The organism is Acinetobacter sp. 228 (assembly GCF_048147885.1).
Map to the genome: position 1 here is coordinate 197,806 of NZ_JAYWYV010000002.1, position 13,535 is coordinate 211,340.

Here is a 13,535-nt window from a genome sequence, read left to right on the forward strand (position 1 = left end):
TTTTAATAATCTTTATTAAAACATATATAATTTTTTCATCTCAAATTAAATATATAAACTATAAATACTTTTATTGTTTATCCGATTAATTCAATCATCCTGTCCTTTTAAAATAATACTTTCCTATCCTGAATATTGAGTTCATCATTTTATTATTGAGTTAGCAAAACCAACAAAAAGGATATTGCTATCCTTTTTGTCAATTCATTTTATATCAGGGCGTGTTGTGTTATTGCTGTGCTTCCGCCAGATGACGTTCATTTACTGCCTGTTCATATAACAGCTGTTCTTTTTCTTTATGCTCGACAGAGAAGCGGATCATCAACACACAACTTGCAGCAATCACCACCAAGCCACCCAGTACCATCAAAGTGGTTTGAATATCCAGCATGCCTTTTAACAGGAAACCTGCAGCTACCGCGCCGACATTGCCACCTGCTCCAATAATACCGGCCACACCACCCAAGGCATCACGGTCGATAAAAGGCACCAGTGCATAGGTAGCGCCACATGCCATATGGGTAAACAAGGCAAAGATAGTCATCGCCATGATCGCCAAGGTCGCGCTGTTCATTTGCGAAAATAGAATAAGAAACAGACCTTCCAGCATGATCAAGGCAAACAGGACTTTGGTTCGACCATCCAGACCTTTTTGAATCGCAACTTTGTCTGAAACAATGCCACCCAAGGCGCGGGCAAACAACGCCAGTAAACCAAAAATTCCGGCAGCCATGCCTGCTTCTTTTAGGCCAAACTGGAAGTTGTCGACAAAGTACAAGGCAATAATGTTATGGATGAAAATTTCAATACCAAAACAGGCTGCATAAGCTCCAAACAAAATCCACACACGGTAGTTACGTGCGGCATGCATCAAGATTGCAAGGCCGCCTTTTTTATCGCTACCAACAGAAATACCTTGAGCACGGAGTTCTTTAAAATTGCCTTGTGGACAGTCCTGAGTGAACTTCCAGTACAATACACCGACAATGATCATCAGAATACCCGGAACCAGAAGTGCAATTCTCCATCCCATTGCCTGTTCTACACCGAACATCACCAAAGCAGCCAGCATTAAAGGCATCAGGGCTTGAGTCGCACCGCCACCGGCATTCCCCCAACCGGCTGTAGTCGCATTTGCCGTTCCCACGACATTCGGTGCAAACATGATACTGGTATGATATTGGGTAATCACGAAGCTGGCACCGATGGCGCCAATCAATAAACGGAAAAACAAGAAAGATTCATAACTGTTGGCCGACGCCACACCAAACACTGGAATACTGCCAATAATCAGTAAAGCGGTATAGGTTTTACGCGGACCGTATTTATCACACAATGGTCCCACGATCAGACGCACCAGAATTGTAATGGCGACTGCGGCAATATTGATATTGGCGATCTGCTCTTTGGTCAGGCTGAATTCACCGGCAATGACGGGCATTAACGGTGCACAGGCAAACCACGCAAAGAAACAGACAAAAAAAGCGAGCCAACTCATATGGAAGGCTCGCATCGCTGAAGTACTGAAGTTAAATAGACTTATTTTTGTTGCTTTATTGAGACTTGTATTTGAAGACATAGCCATTTCCTTACCAGAACTGAACTTATTTAATTCACTGTGATGCCGAGGCATATCAGTAACGATCAGAACGGACGTCATTGGCCGTCATACAAATGTAGAGTCTTCTTTGACTTTAATCAGATATATGCACAGGTCATGCCAGATTGTTTTTAAAATAAAATAAGATATTGTTTTATATAAAATAATTTATATTTAGGCTTCTAATTTAGATGTTTCTTTCTTAAAAATAGTGAAAAAATAGCTATCTTCTGAAGCATTTTTTGCAAAACAGCGAGAGGATGACCTGCTCGGAATCATTGCTGGTTTAAATCGGTGCAGCATTGAATCAGACTATTTTTCCCTTTTCAAAATGCAGCAACTGCGCCTGTAAATATACCACTTCATCTACATGATGAGTCACATAAATCATGGGTAAGTTTGTTTGATTAATCACAATTTTCAGAAAAGGTAAAATCTGGTTTTTCAGCTTTTGATCCAGTCCATTTAAAGGTTCATCCAAAAGTAATAGATCGGGAGAAGATAAAAGTGCACGTCCGATAGAAACGCGCTGTGCCTGTCCACCAGAAAGTTGATGCGCCCGATGCCGAAGTAGTGGCTTTAATTCAAGTAACTCCACAATGTCTTCAAACATAAATTTCTGCTGACCTTTATTTTTTATATTGAGCTGTTCTGCATATCTTAAATTCTGCATGACATTCAGATGCGGAAACAGTAGGGCTTGCTGAAAAGTCAGGGCAATTTTTCTTTGATGAACCGGAATATTCAGTTTCTGCTGATGATCGAATAATATTTTTTGCTGAAAATGAATAAAGCCTTGTGATGGTTTTAATAGCCCTGCAATATTTTTTAAAAAGGTGCTTTTCCCACTTCCTGATGCTCCGACAATACCAATCAACTGCATCTGCATATCCAGATTGGCCTGTAGCTGGAAATTTTCGTAATTAAACTGAAAATCACACTTCAACATCTTAAGCTTCCAATTTACGTTGATACTTCTGCATGATCCAGTAATTTGCAATCAAGGCAGAAAAAGCCAGAATCAGAGATAAAATGACCAGACGCATGGCCATGCTTTCTCCATCAGGTTGTTGCAACAGGCTATAAATGGCGATAGGAATCGTGCGGGTTTCCTCGGGAATATTGCCAACAAAGGTAATCGTGGCACCAAATTCTCCCAGACTGCGACTGAAACATAAAATGCTGCCGATTAAAATCCCCGGCAAAGCCAATGGCAGACTAATGCTACAGAATACCCGCCATGGTGCAGCGCCCAGAGATCCTGCCACTTGTTCTAACTGTCGGTTGATCATTTGAAAAGACAAGCGAATTGGTTGAACCATTAAAGGAAATGCCACAATTATTGCTGCCAGTACAGCACCTTTCCAGTTAAATATCAGCTGAATTCCCCATGCATGCAGATATTGCCCCATTATCCCCTGATAGCCAAATAGCAGGAGCAGAAGATAGCCCAGTACTACCGGCGGCAGTACCATAGGCATCTGCAATATTGCCTCTACGAGAAATTTGGCCCTGAATTCATAACGTGCCAGCAGCCATGCTACGGCGATAGCAAATGGCAGGCACACCGCTGTAGCAAAGCCCGCCACTTTGGCTGAAAGCGCTAAGGCATTCAATTCTTCTGGTGTAAGCATGAGCAGTTAGCCTACCTTAAGCTTAAAGCCATATTTCTGAAAAATCTGTCTGGCCTGTGCGTTCGTCTGGATAAATTCAGAAAATTGGATTGCTGCCTGATTTTTCTGGCCCTGCCGGGTTAAAGCAATCGGATACACAATCGGACGATGTGTACTGGCTGGAAATACTCCCGAAATTCTAACTTTTTTACTCATTAATGCAACGGTTCTATACACAATACCGACCTGACATTCGCCACGTTCTACAAAAGCCAAGGTTGAACGAACGCTATCCGTACCGACTATTCTGCCTCGAAGCGGATTCAACCAGCCCAGCCGGGTTAAGCTTTGCTGGGCATATTTCCCAGCAGGCACCGATTCCATTTGCCCAGTACATAAATAACCTTGAAAGGCTTTAGCAAAATTAAAGTCGGCTGATATTCTAAAATGGTTTTTTTGCTGAATAGGACTAATCAATACAAGTTCATTCAAGAGCAAAGGTCGAATCTGACCGATCGAAATTTTTTGTTTTTTAAGTAAATTATGCATCCATTCAAGATCTGCAGAAAAAAAGATATCACTCTCAGCTCCCGCTGCAATCTGTCTGGCCAGCACAGAAGAGGCTCCAAAAACAGGAATAATCCGAATATTGCAATGTTGCTGCTGATATAGCTTGGAAATATCAGTGATTGCATTGGTCAGGCTGGCTGCAGCATATATTTTTACTGTCTCAGCATGTGTTAAGCCGGATATAGGCAGCATGCCGATGAATAAGATTCTGAAAAGTTGCATCTGTTTATTTCTACTTTGCATTCAGTTTAAATCCATAAACCCTGTAGGACTTGACCAGCATGGATTTCTGTTCCTGCCGGAATACGGACCAGACAGTTGGCCTGCATCAGATTACTCAGCATATGCGACTGCTGCTTTGCCAGGCTCTTGAGTTGTAAGTTACCCTGATCAAATTCGGCAGCCATTCTTAAAAATCGCTCGCGTGCATCCGCTTTCAAATCATGCGTCATCACCGCACTGAGCCATGCAGGTGACTGCTTTTTCCCTTGTAAGGCATTCAATAAAGTTGCCATATAGAGTTGCATCCCGACATACACGGCAGCTGGATTTCCCGGTAAACCCAAGAGATAACAGTAACTTTGATCATCTCGACGATACTTGGCAAATAACATCGGTTTTCCGGGCTTCTGCTTCACTTTCCAGAAAATCTGCTCAAAACCCTGCTTCAGGGCAACCGGGCGAATAAAATCATAATCACCTACCGAAACCCCGCCTGTGGTCAAGATGACATCGTATTGGTGTTTGAGTCGGTTCAGTAATAATTGCAGTTCGGACTCACAATCGGACACATGCAGAATATCTACGTTTTGTCCCTGTGACTGAAACCAGGCCTGAATTAGTGGAGCATTGGCGTCAAAGATTTTGCCGGAATTCAGGTCTTCAATGCTGGAAGCAACTTCATCTCCAGTAATCACAACGGTGATTTTAGGATAACGATAGACTGAAACCTGCTTCACACCTGCCATACTTAAAGCTGCAATTGCACCTACATGCAGTTTTTGTCCTACATCTGCCAGACACTGCCCTTGAGCGATTTCCTCGCCTGCATCACGTATATCCGCATGAGGTTTTAGGTCTGTTGTGATAATGATTTGATTGGCATGGTATTCGACAATTTCCTGACGGGCGACCGTTGTAGTGCCTGCCGGAATCCTGGCACCGGTAAAAATCCGGACCGCCTGCCCCGGCTGCAATTCAATTTTGATGCTTTGTCCTGCCCGAATCTCTCCAATGAGTTCAAAAGTGCTTTGTGCACTAACCATGTCTGAGCTACAAAGCGCATAGCCATCTACAGCACTTTGTGAAAACAGCGGCAATGGTATGGTCGAATCAATCGCTTCTGCCAGATAGCTATTCAGAGCCTGAGCAAGCGGCAAGCTTTCAGTTGCCAAGACATGGGTCTGTTCCAGTAACATCTGCAGCGCCTGATCAACAGAAATCAGTCCCGGTTCAGCACCGCAGGCTGAATGCGATAGTGCCTGATTCATTGATAGCCTCCCGCATGTGGAATATTTTTTTGTACATCAAACAAGTGTACCAACGCAGGAAGTACCGCGATCAGGGATTCTTTTGCACCCTGCCGACTTCCCGGCAGGGTCATCACCAGACTGTTCTCAATATAGCCCGCCACGCCACGACTTAATGCCGCATAAGGGGTACGTTTTTGCCCAAAACTACGTGAAGCTTCCATCAAGCCGGGAATTTCCCGTTGCAGCAAAGGTTGCAGGGTTTCAACCGTTAGGTCTTTAGGACCTAAACCAGTACCGCCCACAGTTAGAATTAGCGGATACTGATTTTTCTGCTGTTCAATCAGGGTCAAGAGCTGTTCTGGGCTATCGGGAATGACCTGATAACTAATAGAGTTAAAATTAGCCTCTTGCAAAATTTCCAGTACGTTTTGTCCGGCAGTGTCCGGCTTTTTGCCTGCTGCGACCGTATCGGACAGTACAATAACTGAAGCGGACAGACTCTCTTTAAGTACGCGGGTAAAATGTGATTTTCCACCTTTTTTCTGCTGCAACCTGCATTGATCCAACGACAAATCTTCCGGTTCACAATGCGGCTTCAGCATATCGTACAAGGTCAGACCCGCCAGACTTACCGCTGTCAAAGCCTCCATTTCCACACCGGTTGGTCCAATGGTTTCCACGGTAGCAATAATTTCGACATGCGCATCACACAGTTCATATTCCACATCGGCACGATAAATCGGCAATGGATGGCATAGTGGTATCAGCTCATCGGTCCGTTTTGCACCGAGAATGCCGGCAATGCGTGCTGTTTTCAGGGCATCCCCTTTTTCAGTATTGCCATTACGCAGCAACTCAATGCAATGTGGCGGTGCATGCAGGATTCCAGTGGCAATCGCTGTACGGTAACTTTCTGCTTTCATCCCTACATTTTTCATGATTCGTCCCGGGCTAATTTTAAAATCTGTTTAAAGTGATTCACCTTATGCATCCTTATTGGACGCATTTAATTAGATGGTGATTGGCAAGCGTGTGGTGCTACATGGTGATGGTGACATTGCACATCTTTTGCAGGATGAGAGTGATCCGTTTCAGGTCCATGATCTTTTCGGATACAACAGCCTTCGACATACTGGCTGCTCCCATCCATATAAAATTCCTCTTTCCAGACTGGCACTTCATGTTTCACCCGTTCAACGGCTTCCTCGCAGGCAGCGAATGCTTCACGACGATGGGCTGCATAGGCCAAGGCAATAATGGCGGTTTCACCGATGTCCAGTGCACCAATACGATGTACCACACGTACATAAGACACCTGATATTTGGCCTGAATCTGCTGTTCAATTTCACGGATCATTTTTTCAGCCACAGGCGCATAAGCTGTATACTTCAAGGCACGAACCGCTTTACCTTGATGGTGATTGCGTACTGTACCGATGAAAATGCCGATGCCGCCACATTCTGGAAAATTGGCGATTCCATCAAAATCCTCTAACTGGAAAGCATTCTGCTGGATTCGGGAAAATTGCTTCAGTTGCATCTCAACCTCCTGCGACAGGCGATAACAGCACCAGCGTACTGTCCTGAGTTAATACGTGCTGTCTGGAAATAATGTCCTCACCGATGGCACAGGCACAGCGCTCTAGCATTGAATCTACATTCGGATAAAGCACCAGCAATTGATCCAGAACGGTAGAAACTGGAATCTCTGCGACACACAGCAGGCTTAAATCAGCCGGAAGTTGCCGTTCAATTGCACCAAAAGCTTCAATTTTTATCTCAATCGAATTTTGATCCGTGAGTGACATATTTATCCTCCAATACTGTGCATACTGATTTTTCGAATGGGCTTTTGGGTTTGCGCTTGCTGCTGGATCGCATGGAAACCGGCTTCTTTGTGCCAGATGTAATAATGCAGCTTGTCCTTTAATGTATTGGTGGCAAATCCATCACGAGCCAATTGTTCGATATCCGCTTTCAGGTTCAGGCCCTGTCTGGCAAACAAACAGTTATAAAACTCACCCTGTGCGTTCAAGCGCAAGCGGTCACAGTCGCCACAAAATGAATGGGTAATGGTAGAAATAATCCCCAGTGGCAGTCCATTGACCAGATAGCCACGCGCCGGATTAGCCGCTTGCTCTTGAGAACGGCTGATCTCAAACTCAGTTTTGAGCTGGTTTAAAATATCCTGTTCGCTCACCACATCGGCTGGATTCCATTTTTGATCACCATCCAGCGGCATAAACTCAATAAAGCGCAGTTCCAGCTTTTGCTGCTGCGCCCATTTCACTAAAGGCATAATCTGATCGTCATTAATGCCTTTAAGCAGCACGCTATTGATCTTGACGGACAAACCTGCCTGCTGCGCGGCAGCAATGCCCTGAAGTACAGGCTGTAACTGTTTTTGGGTCAGTTGCTGAAACTGCCTTGGATCAAGACTGTCCAGACTGATATTCAGGTCGTCCAGTCCTGCCTGTTTAAGCGGCTGGGCATAATCTTTTAAATAATGGCCATTACTGGTCATGGAAATACGTTTCAGACCAATAGCTTTCAGCGTCTGTAAGCGGGCAATAAAATGAACAATACCTTGACGCATCAACGGTTCTCCCCCCGTCACCCGGATCTGCTCAATCCCGTGTCGCACCATAAACTCGCAAAAAGCATACAGGGCTTCAAAACTAAGCAAATCTTTTTTGTTCATCCATTCCGGATGTTCAGGCATGCAATAACTGCATTTGAAATTACAACGGTCAGTTACTGATATCCGCAACTTACGTTTCTGGCGTCCAAACTGATCCTGAAAGATACTGCGAGATGCTAAAGCTGTCATGCTGTTCATTGCTGCGGTCCATGATGAGATCTGCACGGTTATTTAACAGTCTTGATTTACTGCCCTATTTCTTCACAATGAATGAGCAATAAGTGTTCCAACTTTGCACAAATTTATTTTTCTTGAATATTAATGGATAATATTTGTTCTTTTTTAGTCCGAAAGTTTGCTCGAAAAATAAAAAAAGCAATATTTTGGTGAGCCAGAATATAATAATTCGGCTTTTAGCATTTTAAACGCTAGAGAAAGTTAAGCTGTTGATGCTGTTGTAGCTCATCAAATGAATTAATGCTGTGGAAAAACAGGGCACGATTTTTAAAGCTTGCCCGCTGCATGTGCATGTCAGCAAAACAGAGTTTTAAACTGTGCTGATCATTTTCAAGGTGTTGGATAAGAGTGGGTAAGCTGCTGCGTTTCATCAGACAGAATGGAAACAATGCCTTTTCATTGATTTCAACCACCGCCACTTCACATAAAGGATGTCGTTGCAGGGTCTGATGTAAACGTGAAATGACCTTTTTGGGGATATAGGTCACATCACAGGGTACGAACAGCACATAATCAGATTGTACATGTGACCAGGCACTCTTCATGCCCATCAATGGTCCCTGAAAACCGGGTTCATCGTCCTGATAAAAGTCGATAGAAGGAATCATCCGTTTATAAATGGAATGATCCCGATGGCTATTGACCCAAACTTTGCTTGCCCGGGACTTCAACTGCTGATAGATTTTAATCAGCTGGATTTCATCATCAAATTTGTGCAGCAATTTATTGATGCCATTCATGCGCCGCGCTAAACCGCCGGCCAGGATCACCACGTCAGTTTCCGGATAAGATACCGTTTTCATCACTCTTCTTTTCATTCTATGCACTCCGTCTGGCAGGCTTTAATCAGGCCTCTAATTTCTGGCAAGCATGAACCACAATTTCCTCCGGCTTTCAGACATGCAGTCACCTGTTTTTCATGCGTGATATTTTTATCTTTAATGGTTTGGACAATTCGGTTCTTACCGACCTTAAAACAGCTACAGACCAATGGCCCTTCACTATTTCCCATCGACATGGCCTGACCTGCCAGCAATGCTTTACGATGCAATGCACTCAGACGTTCACGTCTAAACAGGCCTGCCACCCAGTCACGATCTGGCAATAGTGCTGCCGGTGCGATATAAAAACTGGCAATTAACTGGCCATCCTGAAGCACCACACTATGACTGATATGCGCCGTTTGATCTTCGAGATTCAGCCATTCAAAGCTTTCATCATCAAAGGCTAACAGGCTCTTGATCTGCCCGGTGATCTCAGAAAAACGGCGCCGGTCTGCCAGTTCATAACGGATGGCCTGAGCGGTTTGAATTTTGCTCCACCATACCGTATTTTCAATCATGGTCTGGATCTGCTGCTCAAAGCCTTCCCGTACATACAGCACGCCCTGCCACTCAGTATAAAATGGCTGGATCATCACCGGAGTATGCTTAAACTCTGGCTCGCCGGAAATCGGGTCAACCACCGGATTCACCACTTTACCAATCCGCGCATCGGACGCAAACTGGTCGTTCCAGTGAATCGGTGCAAAAATCTGGCCACGTCGCATATTTTGTGAAAATTGCACACGGAGTACGCAACTTCCCCAAGCGGATTTCACCTCGACCAGCTCGGCATCTTTCAGGCCATACTTCAGCGCATCTTGCGGATGCAGCTCACAATAAGGCTCGGCACGATGCTGGGATAAACTGGCAGATAATCCGGTACGGTTCATGGTGTGCCATTGATCGCGAATGCGTCCGGTATTCAGGATCAAGGGATATTCAGCAGAAATAGTATGTACCGGATCGGCTGCAACTGTTGGCACCAGTCTGGCTTTGCCATCTGCATGGCTAAACTGGCCTTGGCTAAATAGTTGACCAACCTGATGAACTTCTTGCTTATCCCAGACCGGCCACTGGACTGGTACCAGATTCTGGTATTCCGCAAAACCGAGATGAGTTAAACCTTGCAGGTTGAAATAGCGAAAATTGGGTGTATCTTCACGTTGCGAAAGTGAACTATTCTGATAGGCAGATAAACGGGCATGTTCCAGAAAAATGTCATGGCTATTTTTAAAGTCAAAACCGCGAAAACCTAAGACCTGAGCCACCCGGGAAATGGCCCACCAGTCTGCTTTAGCCTCACCCGGAGCCGGTAAAAAAGCCTTTTGCCTTGAAATACAGCGCTCCGAATTGGTGACTGTGCCATCTTTTTCGCCCCAACCCAGTGCCGGCAACAGTACATCGGCATATTGCGTGGTATCGGTGTCGAGACAAATATCGGAGACCACCACAAATTCACACGTTTCCAGAGCGCGTTTAACCTGATCTGCATCGGGTAAACTTACGATCGGATTGGTGGCCATAATCCAGATGGCCTTAATTTTCCCGCTTTCCACTGCTTGAAATAAATCTATGGCTTTTAATCCGGGCTGCCGTGCGATGACCGGGCTTTGCCAGAAATCCTGCACCAGTTGCTGATGCTGCGGGTTATCCAGATCCAGATGACTGGCCAGCATATTGGCCAGCCCACCGACTTCCCGTCCGCCCATGGCATTCGGTTGTCCAGTCATGGAAAAAGGCGCCGAACCGGGTTTGCCTATTTTTCCTGTCAATAAATGACAATTGATAATGCTATTGGCCTTGTCTACCCCTTGAGAGGATTGGTTTACGCCCATGGAAAATAGGCTCATGATTTTTTCGGTCTGGGCAAATTTCTGAAAAAATAAGGTTAATTTTTCAATAGTAATCCCGGTTCGTTGAGCCACGCTTTCAAGTGATGACTCTGTCGAGCTGCTGGCAAGTGCCTGCTCCAGACCTTGAGTATGTTGGGTAACAAAATCCAGATCGGCATGACCATTTTTCTGAAGATACTGCAACAAACCATTAAACAGCGCGACATCCTGACCCGGTAAAATGGGCAAGTGTAAGTCTGCCGCTTCACAGGTTGCGGTAAAGCGGGGATCAATCACCACCACAAATAAATCTCGCTCTTCTTTGGCTTGCATGATGCGCTGATAAAGCACCGGATGGCACCAGGCGGTATTGGAACCCACCAGAACCACCATTTCTGTCTGCTCAAAATCTGTGTAGCTGGCCGGTACTAGGTCTTCGCCGAAAGCCCGTTTATGTGCTGCCACAGCAGATGACATGCACAGCCTTGAATTGGTATCAATATTGGCAGTACCGAGATAGCCTTTTACAAACTTGTTCACCACATAATAGTCTTCAGTCAAAAGCTGGCCGGAGACGTAAAAGGCGATGCTGTCGCGCCCATACTGATCAATACATTGCTGAAATTTATTGGCAATACTTGGAATGGCATGATCCCAAGTGCTTATTTGCCGCTGTTCTTTTCGACCTGTCATCGGATGCAGAAGCCGGGTTTTTAGACTAAGTGTATCGGCGAGATGACTGCCTTTAATACACAACTTGCCCAGGTTCGCAGGATGCTGAACATCGCCTTCAATCTCAACCTTTTCACCCGTCGGGGTTTGGTTTACATACGCGATGACACCACAGCCCACCCCACAATAAGGACAGGTTGTCTGAGTGGTTTTTATTTGGGATTCAGTAGAGCTATGTAGTTCCATAACCGGAATACTATTCATTGCTGCTGTGCTCCTTAATCATCCAAATTTACTTGTCTAGCCAAATCTCTGATATCTAGCTTTTATATATTTAATTTAAATTTTTCTATGTCTCAAAAGCTTTGATCCTCCCCAACCCTCCTTTAGCAAAGGAGGGAGATTCCCCTCTTTGAAATTTGAAAAAGAGGGGTTGGGGGGAGATTGATCCGATTACCCAGCCTTTTTTAATGCAAAATCCCGACCAAAAAGCAGTTTGCTGCGGATATTACTAATCGGTGTCTGATCTGCAATCAGTTCTGCATACCAAGCCCCATCTTCGGTATCGCCAAATAGCACCGCACCAATGACTTTGTCCTGCTGGATAATGATCCGTTTATAAATCTGACGTTTTTCATCATTCAGCACGATATCTTCAAAATCATCCTGAGGTTCGAAATTTCCGGCTGAGAAGACATCACATCCGCTAACCTTGAGTTGGGTCGGAACAGTCGGTGCCTTAAAGGTCAGTCGGCCATGTTCAGCCAGATGTGTCGCACAGATAAAGGCCTGTCCCCATAATGGCTCAACCAGTCCAAAGGTTTGGCCACGATGCTCAATACATTCACCTACCGCATAAATACTCGGGTCATAGGTTTGCATGGTGTCATTTACCAGTACTCCGCGATTACAGCGCAAGCCAGCCTTCTCAGCCAAGGTTTTATTCGGACGAATCCCGATGGCAAAAACCACCAAATCGGCATCCAGCATTGTCCCGTCTTTTAAGCGCAGTTGAGTCACGTGACCGTCAATACCGAGCAGCTCTTCGGTATTGGCTTCGGTAATGATCCGGATACCTTTGTCTTCAATTGATTTTTTCAGCATTTGACTGGCTTTCATGTCCAGCTGACGATCCATAATACGGTCCATCAGGTGCAGTACAGTTACATTCATCCCTTGCTGCTTCAGTCCATAAGCTGCTTCCAGTCCCAGCAGGCCGCCCCCAATCACGACGGCGTTTTGTTTGGTTTTGCAGTAATCCAGCATGCGGTTAACATCCTGAATATCCCGGAAGCTAATCACGCCTTCAAGTTCAGTACCTGGAATTGGTGGTACGAAAGGTTTCGAACCGGTCGCGAGGATCAGACGATCATAAGCAACGACTTCGCCTTTTTCGGTATGAACCTGCTTACGTGAACGGTCGATAGAGATGGCAGCATCTCCAGCAATGAATCGAATGCCTTTTTCGGCATACCAGTCGGCTGAATGCAGCATAATTTCGGCAAAGCTTTTCTCACCAGACAATACCGGTGACAACATGATCCGGTTGTAATTACCCCATGGCTCTTCCCCAATCACGGTCATTTCATAACGATCTGGTGCCATATCCAGCAAGTCTTCCAGACAGCGCATACCCGCCAGTCCATTCCCGACCAGTACCAGTTTTAAACGCTCTGTGTTTTGACCATTACTGGAAATATAGGTCTTTTGTGGAGTTGGACTCACCAGAACTTTGCCATTTTCAATTCGGGTTGGAAATACTAGTAATTTCTGCTCTTGTTCTTCCAGACAACGACCGGTCACCAGACTGAAATGCTGCTTGTAAATTGGGGATGCGACTACACGCTCACCTTGCAGATCACCCAGAATGCCACGTGCCATGACATTGGCCAGACTAAACGGATCCTGATTGCTAAGCGCATAAACCCGCTGTTCCTGACCCACGCGAAAAATTGCAATCTGCTGATCTTCAATCAGGGCTGCCACACCGGTATTCGGAGTGATCTCATCCAGATTGCAGACTTCGTACCAGTTCAGTTCGTTCATGTCTTTTAAAATTGTCATTTTCATTCTC

Annotated in this window: 12 protein-coding genes; all 12 read right to left on the bottom strand. The window is 45.2% G+C overall.

Annotation, left to right across the window (positions count from 1 at the left end):
- Positions 1-229: 229 nt before the first annotated feature.
- The 12 genes from VXQ92_RS02325 to nirD all read right to left on the bottom strand — a co-directional run bounded on the left by VXQ92_RS02325 (position 230) and on the right by nirD (position 13,525).
- Positions 230-1,579 carry an MFS transporter gene (locus VXQ92_RS02325; RefSeq protein ID WP_064102881.1) on the bottom strand — a complete coding sequence of 450 codons (1,350 nt, stop codon included), beginning with the start codon at positions 1,577-1,579 and terminating at the stop codon, positions 230-232.
- A 328-nt stretch (positions 1,580-1,907) separates the two neighbouring features.
- Positions 1,908-2,549, bottom strand: coding sequence for an ATP-binding cassette domain-containing protein (locus VXQ92_RS02330; protein ID WP_416680212.1), 642 nt, complete (start codon positions 2,547-2,549; stop codon positions 1,908-1,910).
- Between the two features lies 1 nt (position 2,550).
- On the bottom strand, positions 2,551-3,234 hold the full coding sequence (gene modB / locus VXQ92_RS02335; protein ID WP_416680215.1) for a molybdate ABC transporter permease subunit: 684 nt from the start codon (positions 3,232-3,234) through the stop codon (positions 2,551-2,553).
- A 6-nt stretch (positions 3,235-3,240) separates the two neighbouring features.
- On the bottom strand, positions 3,241-4,005 hold the full coding sequence (gene modA / locus VXQ92_RS02340) for a molybdate ABC transporter substrate-binding protein (protein ID WP_416680310.1): 765 nt from the start codon (positions 4,003-4,005) through the stop codon (positions 3,241-3,243).
- 26 nt (positions 4,006-4,031) lie between these two features.
- Complete coding sequence (locus tag VXQ92_RS02345) at positions 4,032-5,273, bottom strand: molybdopterin molybdotransferase MoeA (protein WP_416680217.1); 1,242 nt, start codon at positions 5,271-5,273, stop codon at positions 4,032-4,034.
- Positions 5,270-6,193: a bifunctional molybdenum cofactor biosynthesis protein MoaC/MoaB gene (gene moaCB, locus VXQ92_RS02350; RefSeq protein ID WP_416680219.1), complete on the bottom strand. Its 924-nt coding sequence runs from the start codon at positions 6,191-6,193 to the stop codon at positions 5,270-5,272. Before moaCB ends, VXQ92_RS02345 begins: the two co-directional genes overlap by 4 nt.
- Positions 6,194-6,261: 68 nt before the next feature.
- On the bottom strand, positions 6,262-6,795 hold the full coding sequence (locus VXQ92_RS02355) for a molybdenum cofactor biosynthesis protein MoaE (RefSeq protein WP_416680221.1): 534 nt from the start codon (positions 6,793-6,795) through the stop codon (positions 6,262-6,264).
- Position 6,796: 1 nt separating this feature from the next.
- Positions 6,797-7,063, bottom strand: coding sequence for a MoaD/ThiS family protein (locus tag VXQ92_RS02360; RefSeq protein WP_416680223.1), 267 nt, complete (start codon positions 7,061-7,063; stop codon positions 6,797-6,799).
- Positions 7,064-7,065: 2 nt separating this feature from the next.
- Positions 7,066-8,094 carry a GTP 3',8-cyclase MoaA gene (gene moaA, locus VXQ92_RS02365; protein WP_416680225.1) on the bottom strand — a complete coding sequence of 343 codons (1,029 nt, stop codon included), beginning with the start codon at positions 8,092-8,094 and terminating at the stop codon, positions 7,066-7,068.
- Between the two features lie 230 nt (positions 8,095-8,324).
- Positions 8,325-8,951 carry a molybdenum cofactor guanylyltransferase gene (mobA, locus tag VXQ92_RS02370; RefSeq protein ID WP_416680227.1) on the bottom strand — a complete coding sequence of 209 codons (627 nt, stop codon included), beginning with the start codon at positions 8,949-8,951 and terminating at the stop codon, positions 8,325-8,327.
- The gene (locus VXQ92_RS02375) at positions 8,948-11,725 is read right to left on the bottom strand and encodes a molybdopterin-dependent oxidoreductase (protein ID WP_416680229.1); all 2,778 of its coding nucleotides are present in this window, start codon (positions 11,723-11,725) and stop codon (positions 8,948-8,950) included. Before VXQ92_RS02375 ends, mobA begins: the two co-directional genes overlap by 4 nt.
- Before the next feature lie 189 nt (positions 11,726-11,914).
- The gene (gene nirD, locus VXQ92_RS02380) at positions 11,915-13,525 is read right to left on the bottom strand and encodes a nitrite reductase small subunit NirD (protein WP_416680231.1); all 1,611 of its coding nucleotides are present in this window, start codon (positions 13,523-13,525) and stop codon (positions 11,915-11,917) included.
- Between the last annotated feature and the right edge of the window lie 10 nt (positions 13,526-13,535).

What these genes read in the sequence shown, in the direction of transcription:
- VXQ92_RS02325 (WP_064102881.1), bottom strand. Translation starts at nt 1,579, where the DNA reads ATGTCTTCAAATACAAGTCTCAATAAAGCAACAAAAATAAGTCTATTT.
- VXQ92_RS02330 (WP_416680212.1), bottom strand. Translation starts at nt 2,549, where the DNA reads ATGTTGAAGTGTGATTTTCAGTTTAATTACGAAAATTTCCAGCTACAG.
- modB (WP_416680215.1), bottom strand. Translation starts at nt 3,234, where the DNA reads ATGCTTACACCAGAAGAATTGAATGCCTTAGCGCTTTCAGCCAAAGTG.
- modA (WP_416680310.1), bottom strand. Translation starts at nt 4,005, where the DNA reads ATGCAACTTTTCAGAATCTTATTCATCGGCATGCTGCCTATATCCGGC.
- VXQ92_RS02345 (WP_416680217.1), bottom strand. Translation starts at nt 5,273, where the DNA reads ATGAATCAGGCACTATCGCATTCAGCCTGCGGTGCTGAACCGGGACTG.
- moaCB (WP_416680219.1), bottom strand. Translation starts at nt 6,193, where the DNA reads ATGAAAAATGTAGGGATGAAAGCAGAAAGTTACCGTACAGCGATTGCC.
- VXQ92_RS02355 (WP_416680221.1), bottom strand. Translation starts at nt 6,795, where the DNA reads ATGCAACTGAAGCAATTTTCCCGAATCCAGCAGAATGCTTTCCAGTTA.
- VXQ92_RS02360 (WP_416680223.1), bottom strand. Translation starts at nt 7,063, where the DNA reads ATGTCACTCACGGATCAAAATTCGATTGAGATAAAAATTGAAGCTTTT.
- moaA (WP_416680225.1), bottom strand. Translation starts at nt 8,094, where the DNA reads ATGAACAGCATGACAGCTTTAGCATCTCGCAGTATCTTTCAGGATCAG.
- mobA (WP_416680227.1), bottom strand. Translation starts at nt 8,951, where the DNA reads ATGAAAAGAAGAGTGATGAAAACGGTATCTTATCCGGAAACTGACGTG.
- VXQ92_RS02375 (WP_416680229.1), bottom strand. Translation starts at nt 11,725, where the DNA reads ATGAATAGTATTCCGGTTATGGAACTACATAGCTCTACTGAATCCCAA.
- nirD (WP_416680231.1), bottom strand. Translation starts at nt 13,525, where the DNA reads ATGACAATTTTAAAAGACATGAACGAACTGAACTGGTACGAAGTCTGC.